Origin of the sequence: Caballeronia glebae, from assembly GCF_001545035.1 — a bacterium.
In the GTDB taxonomy this organism is placed as follows: domain Bacteria; phylum Pseudomonadota; class Gammaproteobacteria; order Burkholderiales; family Burkholderiaceae; genus Caballeronia; species Caballeronia glebae.
Genome location: NZ_FCOJ02000013.1, coordinates 99,525 through 119,893 on the forward strand (window position 1 = coordinate 99,525; position 20,369 = coordinate 119,893).

20 protein-coding genes are annotated in these 20,369 nt (G+C 63.8%); 7 read left to right on the plus strand and 13 right to left on the minus strand.

What is annotated here, in order from left to right; genetic code table 11:
- Positions 1-89 precede the first annotated feature (89 nt).
- Genes AWB82_RS11705 through AWB82_RS11715 form a run of 3 tightly spaced genes read right to left on the minus strand, consistent with a single transcriptional unit; the run spans position 90 to position 2,988 of the window.
- Complete coding sequence (locus AWB82_RS11705; protein WP_086967300.1) at positions 90-599, minus strand: ureidoglycolate lyase; 510 nt, start codon at positions 597-599, stop codon at positions 90-92.
- The gene (gene alc, locus AWB82_RS11710; protein ID WP_086967301.1) at positions 596-1,606 is read right to left on the minus strand and encodes an allantoicase; all 1,011 of its coding nucleotides are present in this window, start codon (positions 1,604-1,606) and stop codon (positions 596-598) included. The genes AWB82_RS11705 and alc overlap by 4 nt, the downstream gene beginning before the upstream one ends.
- Before the next feature lie 53 nt (positions 1,607-1,659).
- A complete protein-coding gene (locus AWB82_RS11715) occupies positions 1,660-2,988 on the minus strand; it encodes a C4-dicarboxylate transporter DctA (protein ID WP_086967302.1) in 1,329 nt (442 codons plus the stop codon).
- 228 nt (positions 2,989-3,216) lie between these two features.
- Between AWB82_RS11715 and AWB82_RS11720 the strand changes: the two genes are divergently transcribed.
- Together AWB82_RS11720 and AWB82_RS11725 are read left to right on the plus strand one after the other, a co-directional pair.
- The gene (locus AWB82_RS11720) at positions 3,217-3,909 is read left to right on the plus strand and encodes a FadR/GntR family transcriptional regulator (protein WP_086967303.1); all 693 of its coding nucleotides are present in this window, start codon (positions 3,217-3,219) and stop codon (positions 3,907-3,909) included.
- Between the two features lie 111 nt (positions 3,910-4,020).
- Positions 4,021-4,410 carry a hypothetical protein gene (locus tag AWB82_RS11725; protein ID WP_086967304.1) on the plus strand — a complete coding sequence of 130 codons (390 nt, stop codon included), beginning with the start codon at positions 4,021-4,023 and terminating at the stop codon, positions 4,408-4,410.
- An 80-nt stretch (positions 4,411-4,490) separates the two neighbouring features.
- Here AWB82_RS11725 and gap read toward each other — a convergent pair whose 3' ends face one another.
- Positions 4,491-5,501 (minus strand): type I glyceraldehyde-3-phosphate dehydrogenase, encoded by a 1,011-nt coding sequence (gene gap, locus AWB82_RS11730; RefSeq protein ID WP_086967305.1) that lies wholly within the window; start codon positions 5,499-5,501, stop codon positions 4,491-4,493.
- A 47-nt stretch (positions 5,502-5,548) separates the two neighbouring features.
- Positions 5,549-7,603, minus strand: coding sequence for a transketolase (gene tkt / locus AWB82_RS11735; RefSeq protein WP_086967306.1), 2,055 nt, complete (start codon positions 7,601-7,603; stop codon positions 5,549-5,551).
- A gap of 479 nt (positions 7,604-8,082) precedes the next feature.
- Between tkt and AWB82_RS11740 the strand changes: the two genes are divergently transcribed.
- Entirely contained in the window at positions 8,083-8,496 is a 414-nt protein-coding gene (locus AWB82_RS11740; protein WP_086967307.1) for a VOC family protein, read from the plus strand.
- A gap of 71 nt (positions 8,497-8,567) precedes the next feature.
- Positions 8,568-9,305, plus strand: coding sequence for a 16S rRNA (uracil(1498)-N(3))-methyltransferase (locus AWB82_RS11745; protein ID WP_086967308.1), 738 nt, complete (start codon positions 8,568-8,570; stop codon positions 9,303-9,305).
- A 102-nt stretch (positions 9,306-9,407) separates the two neighbouring features.
- On the opposite strand, the gene AWB82_RS11750 is transcribed toward AWB82_RS11745, so the two are convergent.
- The 3 genes from AWB82_RS11750 to AWB82_RS11760 all read right to left on the minus strand — a co-directional run bounded on the left by AWB82_RS11750 (position 9,408) and on the right by AWB82_RS11760 (position 13,180).
- Positions 9,408-9,971, minus strand: a complete 564-nt coding sequence (locus AWB82_RS11750; protein ID WP_086967309.1) for a barstar family protein — start codon at positions 9,969-9,971, stop codon at positions 9,408-9,410.
- 16 nt (positions 9,972-9,987) lie between these two features.
- On the minus strand, positions 9,988-10,470 hold the full coding sequence (locus AWB82_RS11755; RefSeq protein WP_086967350.1) for a ribonuclease: 483 nt from the start codon (positions 10,468-10,470) through the stop codon (positions 9,988-9,990).
- A gap of 415 nt (positions 10,471-10,885) precedes the next feature.
- Complete coding sequence (locus tag AWB82_RS11760; RefSeq protein ID WP_086967310.1) at positions 10,886-13,180, minus strand: NADP-dependent malic enzyme; 2,295 nt, start codon at positions 13,178-13,180, stop codon at positions 10,886-10,888.
- A gap of 254 nt (positions 13,181-13,434) precedes the next feature.
- Here AWB82_RS11760 and thiL point away from each other — a divergent pair, with 254 nt between their 5' ends.
- From thiL to AWB82_RS11775, 3 genes are read left to right on the plus strand one after another with little or no spacing between them, the layout of a single operon-like run.
- On the plus strand, positions 13,435-14,433 hold the full coding sequence (thiL, locus tag AWB82_RS11765) for a thiamine-phosphate kinase (protein ID WP_086967311.1): 999 nt from the start codon (positions 13,435-13,437) through the stop codon (positions 14,431-14,433).
- Complete coding sequence (locus AWB82_RS11770; protein WP_200818086.1) at positions 14,423-14,956, plus strand: phosphatidylglycerophosphatase A family protein; 534 nt, start codon at positions 14,423-14,425, stop codon at positions 14,954-14,956. Before thiL ends, AWB82_RS11770 begins: the two co-directional genes overlap by 11 nt.
- Positions 14,957-14,983: 27 nt before the next feature.
- Positions 14,984-15,484, plus strand: coding sequence for a CinA family protein (locus AWB82_RS11775; protein WP_086967312.1), 501 nt, complete (start codon positions 14,984-14,986; stop codon positions 15,482-15,484).
- A gap of 16 nt (positions 15,485-15,500) precedes the next feature.
- Here AWB82_RS11775 and pyrF read toward each other — a convergent pair whose 3' ends face one another.
- The 5 genes from pyrF to araH form a co-directional block, all read right to left on the minus strand.
- Entirely contained in the window at positions 15,501-16,313 is an 813-nt protein-coding gene (pyrF, locus tag AWB82_RS11780) for an orotidine-5'-phosphate decarboxylase (RefSeq protein WP_086967313.1), read from the minus strand.
- A gap of 90 nt (positions 16,314-16,403) precedes the next feature.
- Complete coding sequence (locus AWB82_RS11785) at positions 16,404-17,507, minus strand: aldose 1-epimerase (RefSeq protein ID WP_086967314.1); 1,104 nt, start codon at positions 17,505-17,507, stop codon at positions 16,404-16,406.
- Positions 17,508-17,617: 110 nt separating this feature from the next.
- Positions 17,618-18,505 carry an SMP-30/gluconolactonase/LRE family protein gene (locus AWB82_RS11790; RefSeq protein ID WP_086967315.1) on the minus strand — a complete coding sequence of 296 codons (888 nt, stop codon included), beginning with the start codon at positions 18,503-18,505 and terminating at the stop codon, positions 17,618-17,620.
- A complete protein-coding gene (locus tag AWB82_RS11795) occupies positions 18,496-19,284 on the minus strand; it encodes an SDR family NAD(P)-dependent oxidoreductase (RefSeq protein ID WP_086967316.1) in 789 nt (262 codons plus the stop codon). Before AWB82_RS11795 ends, AWB82_RS11790 begins: the two co-directional genes overlap by 10 nt.
- Positions 19,285-19,340: 56 nt before the next feature.
- The gene (gene araH, locus AWB82_RS11800; RefSeq protein ID WP_086967317.1) at positions 19,341-20,357 is read right to left on the minus strand and encodes an L-arabinose ABC transporter permease AraH; all 1,017 of its coding nucleotides are present in this window, start codon (positions 20,355-20,357) and stop codon (positions 19,341-19,343) included.
- Positions 20,358-20,369 lie beyond the last annotated feature (12 nt).

Sequence of the window (20,369 nt, forward strand, 5' to 3'; positions counted from 1 at the left end):
GCGATGGACGGCGGTTTCGTTTCGTCCGTACGTTTTGTGTTTTGCGTCTGCGATCGATTCGCAGTTGCATTTCGATTAGCGTAGGTTGCTCACGCGGCGCGCGCCGCCGCTTCGATCAGCGTATAGCGTTCGGGCAAGTCGATTTCGTCGCAATTCGGCAAATCGCCGCCACGATCCACGACGATGAAATCGCCCGCCGCGTCGAGCACGATCAGCGGGTGATGCCACACGCCGCGCGCGTAGTTCACGCCTTGCCAGCCGCGCGCGTAAAACGCTCGCAGACCGGCGGCGTCGAACTCGCCCGCCGGCGCGACGACCACAAGATAGCGCACGTCCGCGAGCGGCACGAAGGCCTGACTGCCGAGCGGATGCCGCTCCATCATCGATATCGCGACGGGCTGCGGGCGCGGCTGGCCGCGAAACACATTGATGAGCGGACGCCCGCCGCTCTCGAAGCCGACGTCCACGTTCGCGAGATCGTGGAAGCGCTCGGTCGTGCCCGCGTTGATCGGAAAATGACGCGCGCCTTCGAGCTCGATGACATCGCCGAACGGCGCGAAAGCTTCACGCGTGAGCGGTTCCAGCGTCAGCGTCTTCATTCGATTTCTCCGAAGACGCGCAGCCGCGATACGCCGCCGTCCGGGAAGATGTTCAGGCGCACGTGCGTCACCGGCCCGAGCGCCGCGATTTCCTTCTCGAAGCGATGCACGCTGTCCATCGAAAGCTTCTGTTCGTCGAGCGCGACGGGCCAGAACATCGCCTGCGTGACGAGCGATTCGTCCGTGCCGCCCGCCACGCGCGCCGCCTGCACCGAGCACCGGTCCGGATAATTGCCCTTGAAATGCGCGGTGTCCACTTCGATCGCGCGGATCACGCCGGGATGCGCCAACGCGACGATCGCCCAGTCGTTGCCCGGCTCGCGTCGCCGGCGCGTTTCCCAGCCGTCGCCCATGTTCACGCCGCGCCCCGGCATCAGCATTTGCGACGCCGGACCGAAATGCTGATTGTTCGCCGCGACGAGATACGCGCCGTTCTCGATGGCCGCGAGATCAAGCAGCGTGCCACGCTCGACGCGCGAGAAGTCCGTCTTCGGCTGGCCATACACACGCAAACGCGCGATGCCGCCATCGGGATAAATGTTCACGCGCAGATGCGTGTAGGCGCGCGCATCGGCGATGTCGAGATAGTGATGCCGATTGCCCTGCAGCGTCGTCGAAGGCACGATTTCGCGCCAGTCGCCATCTTCCCGAGGGTTGCCGCTTTCGCTGCTGCACGCTTCGATCGACGCCGCCGGCGGAAAATTGCCGGTGAAGTGACTCGTGTCGATGTCGATGCCGTGAATCACGCCCGCGCGCGCCAGCTTGACGATGCAGTAGTCGTAGCCGGTCGTGCGCTTGCGGCGCGTCTCCCAGCCGTCCATCCACTTGCCGTGTTCGTCGTATTTGCCGGGAATGAATACGGCCGGTTGCGGCTCCAGCATGCGCTCCTTCGGCGCGAAAAACTCGTCGGTGGCGAAGAGCGCCTGCGCGCCGAGGCGCGGGTCCGCGAGGTTCATGTAGCGGCGGGTGAAAGCGGGTGCGTCGGCGTCGAGAATCGGGTTGGCCATTTCAATGTCCTTCAGTTGCCTTAATTCAGTTGCGTTGATTCGGTTGCGTTGATTCAAGCGTGTGCGTGTTCGTTGCCGTGCGAGGCGCTTTCGCCCGATTGAGGCGCGGCGGGCACGAAGCGATACTCGGCGTCCTGATCGAGCACGCGCTTGGCGCGCGCCCGGTCGATGTCGTTCTCCCAAACCCCGACGACCACCGTCGCCACGCAGTTGCCGATCAGATTCGTCACGGCGCGCGCGATGCCGACGAACCAGTCCACCGGCAAAATCAACACGAGGCCGAGCACGGGAATCGCGGGAATGGCGGAGAGCGTCGCGGCGAGAATCACGATGGCCGAGCCGGGAATGCCGTGCGCGCCCTTCGACGTCACCAGCGACACGAGCACCACGACGATCAGGTCATGCAGCGACAGCGGCGTGTTGGTCGCCTGCGCGATGAAAATCACCGCGAGCGTGAGATAGATCGAGAAGCCGTCGAGGTTGAACGAGTAGCCGGTCGGAATCACGAGACCAACGGTCGAATCCTTGATGCCCATCCATTCGAGCTTGCGCATGATTTGCGGCAGCACAGCGTCCGACGAGGCGGTGCCGAGCACGATCGACAGTTCTTCGCGCAAATAGCGCACGAGCTTGAAGATCGAGAAGCCCGCGAGACGCATCACGATGCCCAGCACGACGAACACGAACAGGAAGCAGCTCGCGTAGAACACGATCACGAGCAGACCGAGTTGCTTGAGCGACGCGACGCCGTACTGGCCGGTCGTGAACGCGATCGCGCCGAGCACGCCGAGCGGCGCGAGCTTGATGATGAACGCCATGATGCGGAAGAACACGTGCGACAACTCGTCGATGAAGACCGTCACGCGCTGCGCCTTCTCGCCGAGCATCGAGAGCGCCGAGCCGAACAGGATCGCGAACACGAGCACTTGCAGAATGTCGCCTTTCGCGAAGGCATCGATGGCGGTATCGGGGATGATCTTCAGCAGAAAGCCCGCGGTGTCCTTCAGGCTTTTCGCGTGCTCCGTGTAGGTCGCGAGCGAGGCGGCGTTGAGCGTGTGCAGATCGATATTCATGCCGACGCCCGGACGCGTGACCCACGCGAGAATCGCGCCGATCACCAGCGCGAGCGTCGTCATGATCTCGAAGTAGATGACCGCCTTCAGCCCGACGCGCCCCACTTTCTTCAGATCGCCCGCGCTCGCCATGCCGCTCACGACGACGCAGAACACGATCGGCCCGATCACCATCTTGATGAGCTTCAGGAAACCGTCGCCCAGAGGCCGCAACGACTGGCCGAAATGCGGAAATAGCGCGCCGACCACGACGCCGATGACCAGCGCGATCATCACCCTGCCGAACAACGAATTCAGAAATCTCGACACGACCGTCTCCTCGTGTAATGTCTCAGGACCCGAGCAACTGTTCCGACTGGTCGGACCAGTGCTGTGATGGGGAATATTAGAAAGCCGATATAGCGCCGTCAAGAAAGCGTTCGTACCGGTTTACCCTGTTCGGCGCGGGCACGAAAAAGGCCGAAACACGGTCGTTCACACGCGGGTCCGGCACGCGCATACAATGGCGGTCAGACCGGCCAATACTGTTTTCTTCTTATGAAAAACGTCCCGCATACCGTGACCGACGCCGCTATCGCGACGATTCGCGAACGCATCGAATCGAGCGTATATCCGGTTGGGAGTTTGCTGCCGGCGCAGCGGCAACTATCGGAGGAACTGTCGATCAGCCGGGCGTCGCTGCGCGAGGCGCTCTCGACGCTCGAAGCGCTCGGCATGTTGCTTATCAGGCCGGGCAAGGGCGTGTATGTGAGCGGCGCGCAGGCGAGCAACGCGCATCCGTGGCGTTTCGCCGATCAGGCGTCGCTGCCCGACACGTATCAGATGCGCTTCGCGCTGGAAGGATTCGTCGCGCGGCTCGCGGCCTATTCGATCGGCGACGCGGACATCGACTGGCTCGACGACAACCTCGGCTCGCTGCACGCCGCCTTGACGGAATCCGCGCTGGAAGAAGCCGCGCAACTCGACTTCGCGTTCCACATGCGCATCGTGAATCTCGCGGGCAACGCGGCGATCGAATCGATCCTGCGCGGCAGCGCCGACATCATGAAGGAGAGCCAGCGTCTGCCGTTCTACCGGCGTGAACTGGTGCTGTCGACGTATCACGAGCACGCGGTGATCATCGAGGCGTTGAAGGCGCGCGACGGCGAAAAGGCTGGCCGCGCGATCGAAGGCCACATCGTCAATGCGGCCCAGCGCGCGGGCGTGCATTTTCCGATCCCGCACAGGTAAAACGCGGCACTTCTCGAAGCGTTCGCAGTCTCAGCAAGGGCCGGGCGTGATGGAGTTTTCTATCCGCTTGCGCTGCCCTGCAATTAGCGAACATCAAGAGGAGCAGCGTCGATGGACATGCAACAACTGGTATCGGAATTTCTGGCGTCGGAACACGGCGCGCAAGCCACGCAAGCACTGACCAATCAGGGCTTCAGCACCGAAGACAGCCAGCAGATGCTCGGCACCGCAGCGGAAACCGCGCATGCGCACGCCGAGGAACAGAACGCGGGCCTGATGGGAAATCATCCCGGCAAGAGCTTTTTCGCCGCGTTCGCCGCCGGACTCGTGCGCGGCGACGGCTTTCTTAAATCGATGGAGGAAGGCGGCGAAGGCATCCTGACGGGACGCATCGCCGAATCGATCGCCGGGCGCATGGGCATCGATCCCGGCACGGCGTCGACGGTCGCGGCAGCGGCTACGCCTTACGTCGTGGCGTTTCTGCGCGAGAAGCTTGCGTAAGACAACCTGTAGCACCAAAAACAAAGCCGCTCCGAGGAGCGGCTTTGTTCATTTCGAGAGGCGCTGAAGCTTATTTCGCCTTACTTGGCATTGGCGAGAGCCACGGCCGTATCCAGCATGCGGTTCGAGAAACCCCATTCGTTGTCGTACCAGCTCGACACCTTCACGAGACGGCCCGACACCTTCGTGAGCGTCGAATCGAAAGTGGACGAAGCCGGATTGTGGTTGTAGTCGATCGAGACCAGCGGCGCATCGTTGTAGCCGAGCACGCCCTTCAGCTCGCCTTCCGACGCTTCCTTCATGATTTTGTTGATCTCTTCGACCGTCGTGTCGCGCGCGGCGATGAACGACAGATCGACGACCGATACGTTGATGGTCGGGACGCGGATCGCGTAACCGTCCAGCTTGCCGTTCAGTTCCGGCAGCACGAGGCCGACCGCGGACGCCGCGCCGGTCTTCGTCGGGATCTGGCTGTGCGTGGCCGAGCGCGCGCGGCGCAGGTCTTCGTGATACACGTCCGTCAGAACCTGGTCGTTCGTGTACGCGTGGATCGTGGTCATCAGACCGTTCACCAGACCGATCTTGTCGTTCAGCGGCTTGACGAGCGGCGCGAGGCAGTTCGTCGTGCACGATGCATTCGAGATGACCGTGTCGGAAGCCTTCAGCACTTTGTGGTTCACGCCGTACACGATGGTCGCGTCCACGTCCTTGCCGCCGGGCGCCGAGATGATGACCTTCTTCGCCCCGCCCTTGATGTGCGCGCTCGCCTTTTCCTTGGTCGTGAAGAAGCCCGTGCACTCCAGCACCACGTCGACCTTCAGCTCGCCCCACGGCAGTTCGGCCGGGTTGCGGTTCGCCAGCACGCGGATCTTGTCGCCGTTGACGACGAGGTAGTCGCCGTCGACCGACACCTGGCCCGGGAACTTGCCGTGCGCCGTGTCGTACTGCGTCAGGTGCGCGTTGGTCTTGGCGTCGCCGAGGTCGTTGATGGCGACGATCTCGATGTCGTGCTTCTTGCCGTTTTCATAGAGGGCGCGCAGCGTGTTGCGGCCGATACGGCCATAGCCGTTGATTGCAACGCGAATCGTCATGGTCTATCTCCTGATGGCTAAAAAAACCTGCTTCGCTGACCGCGATTTTACTGCGCGGCGAGGACGGCTTTCGCCGTCGCGACAACATGCTCCACCGTGAAGCCGAAATGCTTGAACAGCGCGCCGGCCGGCGCCGACTCGCCGAACGTGTCGATGCCGACCACGCCGCCTTCGAGGCCCACATATTTGCGCCAGAAATCCGTCACACCCGCCTCGATCGCCACGCGCGCCACGCCCTTCGGCAACACGCGCTCGCGATACTCGGCGTCCTGCTTGTCGAACACGTTCGTGCAGGGCATCGACACGATGCGTGCGCCGATGCCTTCCTTCGCCAGCGCTTCGACGGCTTCCATCGCGAGCTGCACTTCCGAGCCGGTCGCGAGGAGGATGATCTTGCGCGCGGGGATGTCGTCGTTCCAGTCGCGCAGCACGTAGCCGCCCTTCGCGATGTTGGCGATCTGGATGTCGTCGCGCGACGAGAATTGCAGGTTCTGGCGGCTGAAAATGAGCGTCGACGGGCCGTGATGCGCGATCGCGTGCGTCCATGCGACTGCGGTTTCGACCGTATCCGCCGGACGCCACGTTTGCAGATTCGGGATCAGTCGGAGGCTCGAAACATGTTCGATTGACTGGTGCGTCGGGCCGTCTTCACCGAGGCCGATGGAATCGTGCGTGAACACGAAGATCGAGCGGGATTTCATCAGCGCGGCGACGCGCAGCGCGTTGCGGCTGTAATCCGAGAACGTCAGGAACGTGCCGCCGAACGGACGATAGCCGCCGTGCAGCGCAATGCCGTTGATGGCCGTGCTCATGCCGAACTCGCGCACGCCGTAGTTGATGTGATTGCCCCACTGGATACCGGCGTGTTCCGGGTTCGCGTTTTCCGCGTCGCCCGCCGCGCGAACGGCTTTCGACGCCTTCCAGTTGGTGAGGTTCGAGCCAGTCAGGTCGGCCGAGCCGCCGAGCAGTTCGGGCAGCGCCGCCGCGAGACCTTCGATGGTGTTCTGCGATGCCTTGCGCGACGCGATGGTTTCGGCGCGCTGGTTCGCGTCCTCGATGATCTTCGCCGCTGCTTGCGCCCAGTCCGCGGGCAACTCACCGCTCATGCGGCGCGCGAATTCGGCGCCTTCGCTGGCGTACTTCGCCTTGTACGCGTCGAACGCCTTGTTCCACGCGGCTTCGGCGTGCGTGCCCTGTTCCTTGGCGTCCCACGCCGCGTACACTTCCTGCGGAATCTCGAACGGGCCATAGTTCCAGCCGATGGCCGCGCGCGTCGCCGCGATTTCCTTGTCGCCGAGCGGCGCGCCGTGCGCGTCGTGACCGCCCGCCTTGGTCGGCGCGCCCTTGCCGATAACCGTGCGGCAGCAGATCAGCGTCGGCTTGTCCGACTTCTTCGCTTGCGCGATGGCTGCGTCGACCGCTTCGACGTTGTGGCCGTCCACCGCGCGGATCACGTTCCAGCCGTAGGCTTCGAAGCGCTTCGGCGTGTCGTCGTGGAACCAGTGCTCGACGTGGCCGTCGATCGAAATGCCGTTATCGTCGTACAGCGCGATCAGCTTGTTCAGCTTGAGCGTGCCGGCGAGCGAGCAGGCTTCGTGCGAAATGCCTTCCATCAGGCAGCCGTCGCCGAGGAACACATACGTGTGGTGATCGACGATCTTCGCGTCCGCCTTGTTGAACTCGGCGGCGAGCAGCGCCTCGGCGAGCGCCATGCCGACCGCATTGCCGATGCCCTGTCCGAGCGGACCGGTGGTCGTCTCGACGCCCGGCGTCATGCCGACTTCCGGATGGCCCGGCGTCTTCGAATGCAGTTGGCGGAAGTTCTTCAGTTCGCTCATCGGCAGGTCGTAGCCGGTGAGGTGCAGAAGCGAATACAGCAACATCGAGCCGTGACCGTTCGACAACACGAAACGGTCGCGATCGAACCAGTGCGGGTTCGTCGGATTGTGCTTCAGATGGCGCGACCACAGCGCGACGCCGATTTCCGCCATGCCCATCGGCATGCCGGGGTGGCCGGAGTTGGCTTGTTGAACGGCGTCCATGGCAAGCGCGCGGATTGCGTTGGCCATGAGGGCGGTCTGGCTGGAGGTCGGGATCGTCATGTTGGGTCTGGGGCAGGTCCTGAAATGATCCGCGGTGCTTCTCTTGCAGTGCTTCTCACTCGAACCGGACCCGCAGGACACCGCGTTTTCAGGACCGGAACGACTTGAAACGACGAGAAACGACGAGGATCGGAAGGCCGTCATTCTAACAGACCGGTCCGATGGACACGCGCCGGGAAGGGCGCGAATCCGGTGCGGCCGGGCGTTACGGGACGCGGGCATGTTCCGTGCAAATCACGCCTCGGCGATTCACGGGAACCGCGCCGCGCCGCGTGCGTCGCAATCGATACAACACTGTCACGACATGATGACAACTCGTGACACTACACGGTAACGCGCGCCGCCGACGGACGTTCATCTGGCGAAATCGGTCCGACGCGCGGCGTGAAGTGCAAGTTCCTTGCCGGTCCATTGTTCGTACGGGTTCATGGCAAAATGTTTCTCACTGTGCCATAGCAAGGCTTCAAGGAGTGCTTTCGATGACCGACCCTCGCCCCGCCGACGTGCCCTGGCTGACTCCCTATCTCACCGTGCGTGACGCGCGCGTGAGCGTCGCGTTCTATGAAAAGGCGCTAGGCTTCGTGATGCGCGACAGCGTGCACGACGACGGAACGATCATCCATGTCGAGATGACGTATCGCGGGCAGTTGATCGTGATGTTCGCGCCCGAAGGCGCATATGGCTCGCAGGCGCGCACGCCGAAGAGCGCGGGACTCATGGCGCCGCAGTCCTTCTACCTTTATGTCGATGACGTCGACGCCACCTTCCAGCACGCGCTCGCCGTCGGCGCGAAGGCGCTCATCGAGCCGCAGGACCAGTTCTGGGGCGACCGCTTCGCGCAGTTCGAAGACCCGGACGGCTATCGCTGGGCGATCGCGCGGCATCTGCGCTGAAGAGCCGTATCGCCGTATCGCCGTCAGGCATCACCACTATCCGCGGACCGGACGTTCGCGATCGATCATTCATGCCACGCTTTCATGTCGACGGCCCGCTTTGCGTGGGCCAAACCCTCACCCTTCCCGACGACGTCGTGCGTCACGTCCACGTCCTGCGCCTGCAAACGGGCGATGCAATCACGCTCTTCGACGGCCGCGGCGGCGAATATCGCGGCGAACTCGTCGATATCGCCAAACGCGCGGCGACCGCGCGCATCGACGAGCACAACGATCGCGAAGCCGAGCCGCCGTATCGCGTGACGCTCGCGCAAGGCGTCGCGGGCGGCGACAAGATGGACTGGCTCGTCGAGAAGGCGGTGGAACTCGGTGTGTCGGGCATTGCGCCGATCACGGCCGAACGCGGTGTCGTGCGTCTTGCCGGCGAGCGCGCGGCGCGTCGTCAGGCGCACTGGCAGGCGCTCACGCGCGCGGCATGCGAGCAATGCGGACGCAACCGCGTGCCCGATGTCGCGCCGCCGCGCAATCTCGACGCCTGGCTCGCAAGCCTCCCCGCCGCCGCCGATGGCGAACTGCGTCTCCTGCTCTCGCCGCGCGCCGAAGTCAGCTTCGCGTCGTTGCCCGCCGATCCGCCGGCGAGTCCCGTCACGTTGGTGATCGGACCCGAAGCGGGTTTCTCGCCCGCGGAAGAAAACACGATCATCGAGGCCGGATTTTCCGCGCTCGGGCTCGGCGCGCGCGTGTTGCGCACGGAGACGGCGGGCATCGCGGTGCTTGCGGCGCTGGCCGCGCGCTGGGGCGGCTGGTGATCGCGCGCGGCTTTTTCGTCGCCGCAAACGAAAACAGCCCGATGGACGCGCCATCGGGCTGTTGTTTCCGCTGACCCGCGTGCTCGCGCGGGCCGCGCGCGTTCAGACGAATGAATAGAACACGCGGAAAGCCACCTTCCTCTCCGCCCAGAATTCCGCCGCGTCGCGGAATACGTCGAGCAGCACTTCGCGGCCTTCCTTGTCGAACTTCTGCGCGATCGGCAGTTGTTCGAGCACGATCACGAAACCCGGTTGCGAGCCGGCCTTGTGAACGAGATCGGTGAGCGAATCGTAAAGCGCGTCGTAGTTCTTGCCGAAGTGCTTCGGAAAGAGAAACGAAAGAGCGATGGTTTCGAGCACTTCCTGCTTGCTCTGCGCCTGACCGAGATACGCATACAGAAAATGCTGGCCGAGGCGGTTCGCTTCGTCCGCGAGCTCCTGCACACGGAACGCGCGGATCGACTGCACGATGTTCGGCCGCACGGTGGCGAACAGCGCTTCGGGTTCCTCTTGCGGATGAAACTCCTCGGGCCTGGTCTCGTCGTCGGGTCTGTTGTCGTGTTCTGTCATGCGTAGCCGCAATACTCGCTGGAACAGGTTGCCATCGCCGGTGGCGAAAAGATCACCCGCGACGCTGTGGTCGTGCGCGTAGATGTTGTCGCTCATGCCGTTAATCCCGTAGTTAATCCGCAATGCGTTTGAAACTGGCGTAGTGGTCGTCCGAGTAGTAGCAATCGCCGAGCTGCTTCCTCGGGCCGCCGCACACGATCCGGCGCGCACCGCGATCCCGCGCGCGAGGCGTGGGAACGGTGTATTCGTGGTAGTAGCCGCGTGCTTGCCGCGGAAGCAAACGCTCGCGATTGCCGAACACGACGCCGTCCTTCTCGAAAGGGAAAGGGCCGCCCGCTTCGATCAGCCGCAAGGTCGCGACCGCCTGCTTGGGCAACTGCGCAATGTGGACGGTGGCCAGCCCGTCGCGCTCCTGCTCGCCGGTCGCTTGCGGTTGCCGTACCTGCGCCTCACGGATCGGTTCGGCCGGTGGGACCGGCGCCCGACTCGCCGAAGCAACCGTATCCTGAACGCCGCTTCGAGGTTCATCCTTGCCGCACGCGCCCAGCAGGACGCACAAGGCGACGAAAAAGGAGAGCGTCCTCGCGCGTATCACCAAACGGTTGTCCTCGCGTACACCAGAATTCGACGACCATGAAAGATGTAAGGGTATCGCTAATGACAGGGCGAAGCAACGTTCGGCGGAAAATCGGAAATTTTTTCTCAGATTGCCAGAAGCATGCAATTTCTGATGATGAAATCGTCCGAAGAATTAGCCTAACTCTGAGAGATTTTTATCCTGCTCAGGATAATAATTTGCTCGTGGGATTTGGAAGCCGCTGGACGAGTCGCCTCACTCGTCGCCAGCTTCCCGGCATCGCGCTCCGCCGACGATCCCGCACTTTTGCGCTAAAGCAGACGCCCGTTTGCTTTTTCGCGGCGTGCCGTGGAGATACGGCACGCTTTTTTTTTCGCCCAAACGAAAACGCGGCGGGAAAACCCGCCGCGTTGTGTGTCACATCGAACCGCGATCAGCGCGCGGCCGTCGTGTCCGCCACCAGCAATGCCGTCATGTTCACGATACGGCGCACGGTCGCCGACGAAGTCAGCACATGAACCGGCTTCGCCGCGCCAAGCAGGATCGGCCCGATTGCAATGCCGCCTCCCGCCGCCGTCTTCAGCAGGTTGTACGAGATGTTCGCCGCGTCGATGTTCGGCAGGATCAGCAGATTCGCGTCGCCTTCGAGCGTCGATTCGGGCAGCACTTCCTTGCGCAAGCGCGCGTCGAGCGCGACATCGCCGTGCATTTCGCCGTCCACGTCGAGATGGGGCGCGCGTTCGCGCAGGATCGCGAGCACATCGCGCATCTTCTGCGCGGTCGGCGCGTTGCTCGTGCCGAAGTTCGAATGCGACAACAGCGCGATCTTCGGCGCGATGCCGAAGCGCTTCACTTCTTCCGCCGCCAGCATCGTGATTTCGGCGAGCTGCTCGGGCGTCGGATCGACGTTCACGTGCGTGTCGACGATGAAAATCTGGCGGCCCGGCAACACGAGCGCGTTCATTGCCGCGTAGACCTTCGTGCCTTCCTTCTTGCCGATCACCTGATCGATGAAGTGCAGATGCCGATGCGTCGTGCTCACCGTGCCGCAGATCATGCCGTCGGCCTCGCCCTTTTGCACGAGCATCGCGCCGATGAGCGTCGTGCGGCGGCGCATTTCGAGCTTCGCCATCTGCTGGCTGATGCCTTTGCGCGCCATCATCTTCGCGTACGACTGCCAGAATTCGCGATAACGCTCGTCGTGATCCGTGTCGACGACGCTGAAATCGACACCCGGCGCGAGACGCAGGCCGAACTTCTGAATGCGCTGCTGGATGACCGCGGGACGGCCGATGAGAATCGGTTTCGCGATCTTTTCATCGACGGCGATCTGCACCGCGCGCAGCACGCGCTCTTCCTCGCCTTCCGCGAACACGATGCGCTTTTTCTCCGACTCCACGCTGCGCGCGAGCTGGAACACGGGCTTCATCGTCGTGCCGCTGTGATACACGAACTGCTGCAGATGCTGCTCGTAGGCTTCCATGTCCTCGATCGGACGCGTCGCGACGCCGCAATCCATCGCGGCCTTCGCCACTGCCGGTGCGATCTTCACGATGAGACGCGGATCGAACGGCTTCGGAATCAGATATTCCGGACCGAACGACAAATCCTGGATGCCGTAAGCCGTGGCGACGATATCGCTCTGCTCCTGACGCGCCAGATCCGCGATCGCGTTCACGGCCGCGATTTCCATTTCCTTCGTGATGACGGTCGCGCCGACGTCGAGGGCGCCGCGGAAGATGAACGGGAAGCAGAGAACGTTGTTGACCTGGTTCGGATAATCGGTGCGGCCGGTGGCGAGCACGGCGTCCGGGCGCACTTCGAGCGCGAGCTCCGGCAGGATTTCCGGCGTCGGATTCGCGAGCGCGAGAATCAGCGGTTTCGCGGCCATCTGCTTGACCATGTCCTGCTTGAGCACGCCGCCCGCGGATAGGCCGAGGAACACGTCCGCGCCTTCCATGACTTCGGCGAGCGTGCGCGCGGCGGTTTCGCGCGCGAACAGTTCCTTGTCCGGGTCCATGAGTTCCGCGCGGCCCTTGTAGACCACGCCGGCCAGATCCGTCACGAAAATGTTCTCGCGCTTCATGCCGAGATCGACGAGCAGGTTCAGACACGCCAGCGCCGCCGCGCCCGCGCCCGACGCGACCAGTTTCACTTCGCCGATGCTCTTGCCGACGACCTTCAGACCATTGGAAACCGCCGCCGCGACGACGATGGCCGTGCCGTGCTGATCGTCGTGGAAGACCGGAATCTTCATGCGCTTGCGGCATTCGCGCTCGACGATGAAGCAGTCCGGCGCCTTGATGTCTTCCAGATTGATGCCGCCGAAGGTCGGTTCGAGCGCGGCGATCACCTCGACGAGCTTGTGCGGATCGGTCTCGTTCAGCTCGATATCGAACACGTCGATGCCGGCGAACTTCTTGAAGAGCACGGCCTTGCCTTCCATCACCGGCTTCGAGGCGAGCGGCCCGATGTTGCCGAGGCCAAGCACGGCCGTGCCGTTCGACACGACGCCCACGAGATTGCTGCGCGCGGTGAAGCGCGCGGCGTTGAGCGGATCTTCGACGATCGCTTCACACGCGAACGCGACGCCCGGCGAGTAAGCCAGCGCGAGGTCGCGCTGGTTGATCATCTGCTTGGTCGGCGCGATCGCGATCTTTCCGGGAACCGGAAATTCGTGATAGTCGAGCGCGGCTTCGCGCAACTTCGTATTGGCGTCAGTCGTCATAAGGCGGGCTAGCAGTGCGGGATTTAGAATGGAAGCTCGAACGCATTGTAGCGCCAATCAGACGCAGTTTCGGACCGCGCTCCATGCATTTCGGCTACAAGTGCCATGACTGGAAAACGTCTGATCGCTCCGCCGCGCAAGGCTCGCGGCGTATCGCCCGATTTTTTCGAGACACGAGGCAGGCGTTTTGGCGGCCCTTTGCGCAGCACCGCTCGTTTATCTTGCAGCGCACAAAAACCTATCTATCGCCAACGATGCTCTCCGAGTTTTCCCTGATCGACCGTTTCTTTGCACGCCGCGCGACGGCGCCCTCGCCACGTCTTGAAGACGCAGCCGCGACCCCGCTCGGCATCGGCGACGACTGCGCGCTGATCGCGCCGCCCGTCGGCCATCAACTCGCCATTTCGACGGACATGCTGGTGGAAGGCCGCCACTTCTTTGCCGATGTCGATCCGTACGCGCTCGGTCACAAGGCGCTCGCGGTGAATCTTTCGGACCTCGCCGCGATGGGCGCGGCGCCGCACGCGTTCACGCTCGCGCTCGCGTTGCCGCGCGCCGACGAAGCGTGGCTCCAGGCGTTCAGCGACGGCCTCTTCGCGCTCGCGGAACGTCACGACTGCGCGCTCGTCGGCGGCGATACGACGAGCGGGCCGCTCAACATCTGCATCACGGTGTTCGGCGACGTGCCGCAAGGTGCGGCATTGCGTCGCGACGCCGCGCGGCCCGGCGACGACATCTGGGTATCGGGCACGCTGGGCGACGCGCGCGCGGGCCTCGGCATGCTGCAGGGCGAATGGCGCGCGCCCGGCGACGCCGTTGCCGCCGACTGGCAACGCGCGCTGGAACGGCCCGAGCCGCGCGTCGCGCTGGGGCTCGCGCTGCGCCGCGTGGCGCACGCGGCGCTCGATATCTCCGATGGTCTCGCGGGCGATCTCATGCATATCCTGAAGCGCTCGGGCATGCGCGCCGTCGTCGATGCCGATGCCGTGCCGTGCTCGGACGCCGTGCGCGCGCTGCCCGAAGCCGCGCGCCGTCAATGCACGCTCGCGGGCGGCGACGACTACGAGCTTTGCTTCACCGCGCCTGTCGATGCACGCGACGCGCTCGCCGCTATCGCCACGGCCGTGAAAGTGCCGCTGACCCGCATCGGTACAATCGAATTATCCGGCGCGCCCGCCATCGCCTGGCGCGATGCTTCGGGCGCCCCGCTCTCCCTGACGTTGCAAGGCTTCGATCATTTCCATGCAGAATGACCCCACGCTCGCGGGCGACTCGACCGCGCCGCGCAACAAGCCGCGTAAAGCGAGCGCGCGCTTCATGCTCAACCATCCGCTCCATATTCTTTCGCTCGGCTTCGGCAGCGGGCTCTCGCCCATCGCGCCGGGCACGGTCGGCACGTTGTTCGCGTGGGCGTCGTTCGTCGTGTTCAATCCGCATCTGACGGTCGCGGAATGGGGCGCGCTAATCGTCGTCGGCTTCATCGCCGGATGCTGGTTCACCGGCTTCACCGCGAAGAAAATGGGCACCGATGACCCGTCGCCGGTCGTGTGGGACGAGATCGTCGCGTTCTGGCTCGTGCTGCTGGTGGTCACGCCCGCGACCTTCACCGGGCAGTTGTGGGCGTTCATCGTGTTCCGCTTCTTCGACATGGTGAAGCCGCAGCCCATTCGTTATTTCGATCGCCGGTTGAAAGGTGGTTTCGGCATCATGTTCGATGATCTCGTCGCGGCGTTCTTCACGCTGCTCGTGATCGCGCTCTGGCGCATGACCATCTGAGTCTTTTCCATTCTGCGAGAAACCGCCATGCCAACCGACACCGTCGTTCACCAACTTGCGATTCGCGCCGGCAACAAGCTGCGCGACGAACGGCTGATGCTCGCAACCGCCGAGTCGTGCACGGGCGGCATGGTCGCGGCCGCCATCACCGATATTTCCGGCAGCAGCGCGTGGTTCGAGCGCGGCTTCGTCACGTATTCGAATCTCGCGAAGATCGAGATGATCGGCGTGCCCGCGACGCTGATCGAGCAGCACGGCGCGGTGAGCGAGCCGGTCGCGAAAGCGATGGCCGAGGGCGCGCTGCGCAACAGCCGCGCGCAGGTGTCGGTGTCGATCACGGGTGTCGCGGGGCCGGCGGGCGGCAGCGAGGCGAAGCCAGTCGGAACCGTGTGCTTCGGATTCAGCAATCGTCTGCATACGCAGATCGAGACGCAGCATTTCAAGGGCGACCGCGAACAGGTGAGAACGCAGGCCGCCGCGCATGCATTGCGCAAACTGCTGGAGTTTCTGGATCAGCGCGAGCGGTAAAGCCCGCGCTTTCGAATTAACGATACCGATTGATCGTGTCGCGCGTTTTCTTCGCGGCTTCGGCTGCGGCTTGCGCGTAGTCATCGCCCTTGCCCGCGTAGATGATCGCGCGCGACGAGTTGATCAGCATGCCCGCGCCGCCCGCGGTGCGACCCGCGCGCACGGTCGCTTCGACATCGCCGCCTTGCGCGCCGATGCCCGGAATCAGCAGCGGCATGTCGCCGACGATCCCGCGCACCGTTTCGATTTCCTTCGGAAAAGTAGCGCCGACGACGAGTCCGAGCTGGCCGCTCGCGTTCCATTTGCCGGCCGCGAGCTGCGCGACGACCTGATACAGCGGCTTGCCATCGACAGTGAGAAATTGCAGATCCGAGCCGCCCGCGTTCGACGTGCGGCACAGCACGATCACGCCTTTGCCTTCATGCGCGAGATACGGCTCGATCGAATCGAATCCCATATACGGATTGACCGTGACGGCATCGGCCTGGTAGCGCTCGAACGCTTCCTTCGCGTACTGCTCCGCCGTGCTGCCGATATCGCCGCGCTTTGCATCGAGAATCACCGGAATGCCGGCGTGTTTCTCGCGGATATGCGCGATCAGCGCTTCGAGCTGATCTTCCGCACGATGCGCCGCGAAGTACGCGATCTGCGGCTTGAACGACGATGCATACGGCGCGGTCGCGTCGACGATGGTCTTGCAGAACTCGAAGATCGCGTCGGCGCGGCCGTTGAGCGCGCCGGGAAACTTCGCCGGCTCCGGGTCGAGGCCGACGCACAGAAGCGATTGAGTCCGCGACCACGCGGCATTGAGAGTCTGGATGAAGGACATGGCGGGATTTCGTTGAACGTCGATGCCACGCATTTTAACGTGCGTGGCGTCGTGTTCTTCGCTGTCTTGGTCGCTGTCTTCAGCGATGCCTCAGCGCGACGCGTCCCGTGCGCGCGCCTTCGCGCCGGCCCGCGTGCGCGGCCTCGTGCGCCGCGTCGCTTCTCCGGTGCGCTCGACCGTGAAGCGAAATTCCCGCGACAGCCGCTCGCCGGGCTCGAGCACGGTCATCCCGTTCGCTTCCCCGCCGCCGGGCAGATTCACCGCGTTGATCGGATGATCGACCGGCTCGAAGCAGAAAAAGCTCTCGCCGGGCGGCGCGTAGAGCACGTAGTAATCGGTGTCGGCGGAGATCGTCAGCGACAGGCGGCGCTTCGGCCACAGCACGCTCGTGCGACCGCTCCATCCGGTGAACGCGTTGTTGACCATTTCCGAGGGCATCGGATACGCGACGCCGAATTGCCACGCCGGCGGCGCGGGAACGTGCCGCACCGGAAGCCAGTCGTCGCCGCAGAGCCACACGCCGCCCGCCGCCGCCGACAACTCGGTGTCCGCCTCGCGCATCAAAAACGGATGCAGCCCGAGGCCGAACGGCAGCGCTTTGTCGCCGGTATTTTCGACATCGAGCGTCACGGCGAGCGTTGCTTCCTCCAGCGCGTAAGTCTGCGCGGCGCGAAAGGCATAAGGCTTGCCGTCGCTGCGATCGAGCGTGAGCCGCACGCGCGTGGATTCCTGCTGCGCGAGTTCCCACGCGCCGAGCCAGCCATCGCCATGCAGCGGCAGCGGTTCGCCCGCGCGATTGCACGGCACGTCGATCGAGCGCCCGGAAAACTGGAAGTGGCCGTTGCCGATGCGGTTCGAATACGGCAAAAGCGGATAGCACGCGAGCTGGTTCGGATCGGTGTCCGGTCCCGGCGCGGTGCACGGCCGGAAGATCGGCACGAGCGTGCCTTCGTGCCGCCAGTCGAAACGCGTGATCCCGCCGCCGAGCGACGGCGCGAGTTCGAGCCGCAAGTGCGCGTTGGCGAGTGTGATGCAGCCATTGATATCGGCGCCGCCCATTGCGACGACCGCGGTGCTCGGGCCGGGACGGACCGGCGGTTCGGTGGCGGCGGCCAGTCGCGCACGGCGGGCGTTCGCCTGTGCCTTGGACGTCGATGCAGGATTCGGTCTTTGCTCTGTGCGCGCAACAGCCATGACTCGTGCTCCATCGAGAGGCGAAGAACCCGGCATCGCCGGGGCGTGTCGGGCGGCGCGTCGATCGCGCGTCGCCTCGCTTCTTTTTCGTCTGTTTCCCTGTGCTCCGGTTACGCCTTGCCCGCGAATACGGCTTCCGCGATGCCGCGCGCGCCCGGCGTCGCGACGAACACGCCGCCTGCCTGGGCGTCGCTCTTGAGCGCGTCATCGGAAAGACCGATGCGCGCGCTCGTCACATACAGCGTGCCGAAGTCCGCGCCGCCGAACGCGACGCAACTCGGCTGCGCGCTCGGCACGTCGATGCGCGCCGTCTCGCGGCCGTCGCGTCCGTAGCGCACGACGCGCGCGCCGCCCCACTGCGCGTTCCACAAGCCGCCTTCGGCATCGACAATCGAGCCATCCGGCACGCCGGTCGGATCGCTGAGTTCGACGAACACGCGGTCGTTGGCGAACGTCGGATAGTCGCACACGCGAATCTGGCGCGTGGGCGAATCGCAGTAGTACATCGTCGCGCCGTCGGGCGAAAAGCCGATGCTGTTCGAGATCGCGCAATCGCCGAGCGGCAGGCGCTCCAGCGACAAATCCCGGTTCAGCCGATAAAACCCGCCGAGCGCCTGAGCGTCGTCCACATCGTGCTTCGTGCCGAAGACGAAGCGCCCTTCGCGATCGCAGCGGCCGTCGTTGAGGCGCGTCGGCAGATCGGCTTCGACTTCCATGATGGTTTCGATCTGGCCCGTCGCGATCTCGTAGAACGCGAGCCGCGACGCGAGACCGAGCAGCAGGAAACGCGCATCGGCGCACGGCGTGAAGCACGCGAGCCGTTCGGGCATCGCGAACGATTCGCTCGCGCCGTCGCGCGGATCGTAGCGCCACAGCTTCTGGCCTTCGATATCGGTCCACCAGAAACGGCCGCTCGCGGCGCACCACGTCGCGCCTTCGCCGAGCGAACATTGGCTGTCGATCAACAGTTGCGCGCGAGTCGAGTTCATCAGGCCCATCCTCCGTCGACGATCATGTCCTGCGCCGTAATCATGCCGCTGTCGTCCGATGCGAGAAAGAGCGCCGCGCGCGCGAGATGCGCGGGCAGCACTTCTCCGTCGATGCACTGGCCCTGCTTGATCGCTTCCTTGCCGGCCTCGTCGAGCCACAGACGCTTTTGCTTCTCGGTCATCACCCAGCCCGGCACGAGCGTATTCACGCGGATGCCGAATTTGCCGAGATCGCGCGCGAGGCCGCGCGTCATGCCCTGCACCGCCGATTTCGACGTCGTGTAGACGGGAAAGTTGCCTTGCTTGAGCATCCAGCTGATCGAGCCCAGATTGATGATCGAGCCGCCGCCCAGCCGCTTCATGTCGCCGATCACGGCCTGCGCCGCGAAAAACTGATGGCGGATGTTGACCGCGATGCCCGCATCGTACGATTCGGGCGTGACGTCTTCGATTGCGTGGCGTTTGTCGTTGGCGGCGTTGTTCACGAGCACGCCGATCGGACCGAACGCGCTTCTTACATCCGCGATGCCTTTTCTCAACGCGTCGATGTCGGTGAGATCGACGTTGAGGAACATCGGGCGCGTCTGGTCTTGCTGCAGGGCAGCACCGAGACGGTCGGCGAGCGCTTCGCCCGCGTCGGTGTCGATGTCGAAAAAGGCGACTTTCGCGCCCTGATCGAAGAAATGTTCGACGAAGCCTTCGCCGATGCCGGTCGCGCCGCCGGTGATGAGGACCGTTTTGCCTTGCAGGCTCGGATAGCGTGCGAGGTTCTGGTTGATCGTTGCCATGTCTCTCCGTCTCTCTTTTTGCGCTTTCGTGAAATCCCGCGAATGTCAAACCACCGTTAATCCCGCGATCCGCGATTCTTCAACTGATCCAGCAACACGGCGGCAAGCAGAATCGCCCCGCGCACGAGGTACTGATAGAACGCGTCGATATTGAGCAGGTTCATCACGTTCTCGACCGTGCCCATGATCAGCACGCCGATCACGACGCCCGAGATCGTCGCACGCCCGCCCAGCAACGACACGCCACCCAGCACGCAAGCCGAAATGACATTCAGCTCGAAACCCTGAGCCGAGTTCGGCTGCCCCGAGGTGATCCGCGACGCGAGAATGACGCCCGCCAGCGCCGTCACCGCGCCTTGAATCAGGAAGATCCACACGCGCGTGCGCTCGACATTGATACCCGCGAGACGCGACGCCTCGGGATTGCCGCCGATCGCCAAGGTATTACGTCCATACACAGTCTGGTTGAGCAACACGCCAAATATGATGAAACACGCGAGCGTGACCCAGATCGGCAGGGAAATCCCCAACATCGACAGACCGCCGAGCGCGATGAACGTATCCGATGAAACGCCCACCGCCTGTCCATGCGACACGATGAAGCCGAGCCCGCGCACGATTTCCATCGTGGCGAGCGTGGTGATCAGCGCGTTGATGCGCAAATAGGCGATCACCGCGCCGTTCACGAAGCCGATCACCGCGCCCGCCGCCACCGCCGCGATAATCGCGATGAACGTGTTGTCGGTCGCGTTCAGGACCATCGCGCACAGCACGCCGGCGAAGGCGATCGTCGAGCCGACCGACAAGTCGAAATCGCGCGACGCCAGGCAGAACATCATCGTGCACGCGACCATGCCGATCTGCGAAATCGACAGCGCGAGGCCGAGCATGTTCTCGATCGAGAAGAAGTGATCGACGGTCAGCGACATCGTCAGGAACATCACGATGAAGATCACGATCAGGCTGTACTCCGTGATCTGCTGCCACCACTTCTGTTTGTCGTTCTTTTGCGGGATCAGCGCGTTCGCGACGGTTTCCGTCGCCTGACCCACGATGTTTTCTCTTGCTTCCATGATTCGCTCCTC

Excerpts from the sequence above, each read along its gene's own strand:
- AWB82_RS11705 (WP_086967300.1), bottom strand. The coding sequence starts at position 599 with ATGAAGACGCTGACGCTGGAACCGCTCACGCGTGAAGCTTTCGCGCCG.
- alc (WP_086967301.1), bottom strand. The coding sequence starts at position 1,606 with ATGGCCAACCCGATTCTCGACGCCGACGCACCCGCTTTCACCCGCCGC.
- AWB82_RS11720 (WP_086967303.1), top strand. The coding sequence starts at position 3,217 with ATGAAAAACGTCCCGCATACCGTGACCGACGCCGCTATCGCGACGATT.
- AWB82_RS11725 (WP_086967304.1), top strand. The coding sequence starts at position 4,021 with ATGGACATGCAACAACTGGTATCGGAATTTCTGGCGTCGGAACACGGC.
- gap (WP_086967305.1), bottom strand. The coding sequence starts at position 5,501 with ATGACGATTCGCGTTGCAATCAACGGCTATGGCCGTATCGGCCGCAAC.
- tkt (WP_086967306.1), bottom strand. The coding sequence starts at position 7,603 with ATGACGATCCCGACCTCCAGCCAGACCGCCCTCATGGCCAACGCAATC.
- AWB82_RS11740 (WP_086967307.1), top strand. The coding sequence starts at position 8,083 with ATGACCGACCCTCGCCCCGCCGACGTGCCCTGGCTGACTCCCTATCTC.
- AWB82_RS11745 (WP_086967308.1), top strand. The coding sequence starts at position 8,568 with ATGCCACGCTTTCATGTCGACGGCCCGCTTTGCGTGGGCCAAACCCTC.
- AWB82_RS11750 (WP_086967309.1), bottom strand. The coding sequence starts at position 9,971 with ATGAGCGACAACATCTACGCGCACGACCACAGCGTCGCGGGTGATCTT.
- AWB82_RS11760 (WP_086967310.1), bottom strand. The coding sequence starts at position 13,180 with ATGACGACTGACGCCAATACGAAGTTGCGCGAAGCCGCGCTCGACTAT.
- thiL (WP_086967311.1), top strand. The coding sequence starts at position 13,435 with ATGCTCTCCGAGTTTTCCCTGATCGACCGTTTCTTTGCACGCCGCGCG.
- AWB82_RS11770 (WP_200818086.1), top strand. The coding sequence starts at position 14,423 with ATGCAGAATGACCCCACGCTCGCGGGCGACTCGACCGCGCCGCGCAAC.
- AWB82_RS11775 (WP_086967312.1), top strand. The coding sequence starts at position 14,984 with ATGCCAACCGACACCGTCGTTCACCAACTTGCGATTCGCGCCGGCAAC.
- pyrF (WP_086967313.1), bottom strand. The coding sequence starts at position 16,313 with ATGTCCTTCATCCAGACTCTCAATGCCGCGTGGTCGCGGACTCAATCG.
- AWB82_RS11785 (WP_086967314.1), bottom strand. The coding sequence starts at position 17,507 with ATGGCTGTTGCGCGCACAGAGCAAAGACCGAATCCTGCATCGACGTCC.
- AWB82_RS11790 (WP_086967315.1), bottom strand. The coding sequence starts at position 18,505 with ATGGGCCTGATGAACTCGACTCGCGCGCAACTGTTGATCGACAGCCAA.
- AWB82_RS11795 (WP_086967316.1), bottom strand. The coding sequence starts at position 19,284 with ATGGCAACGATCAACCAGAACCTCGCACGCTATCCGAGCCTGCAAGGC.
- araH (WP_086967317.1), bottom strand. The coding sequence starts at position 20,357 with ATGGAAGCAAGAGAAAACATCGTGGGTCAGGCGACGGAAACCGTCGCG.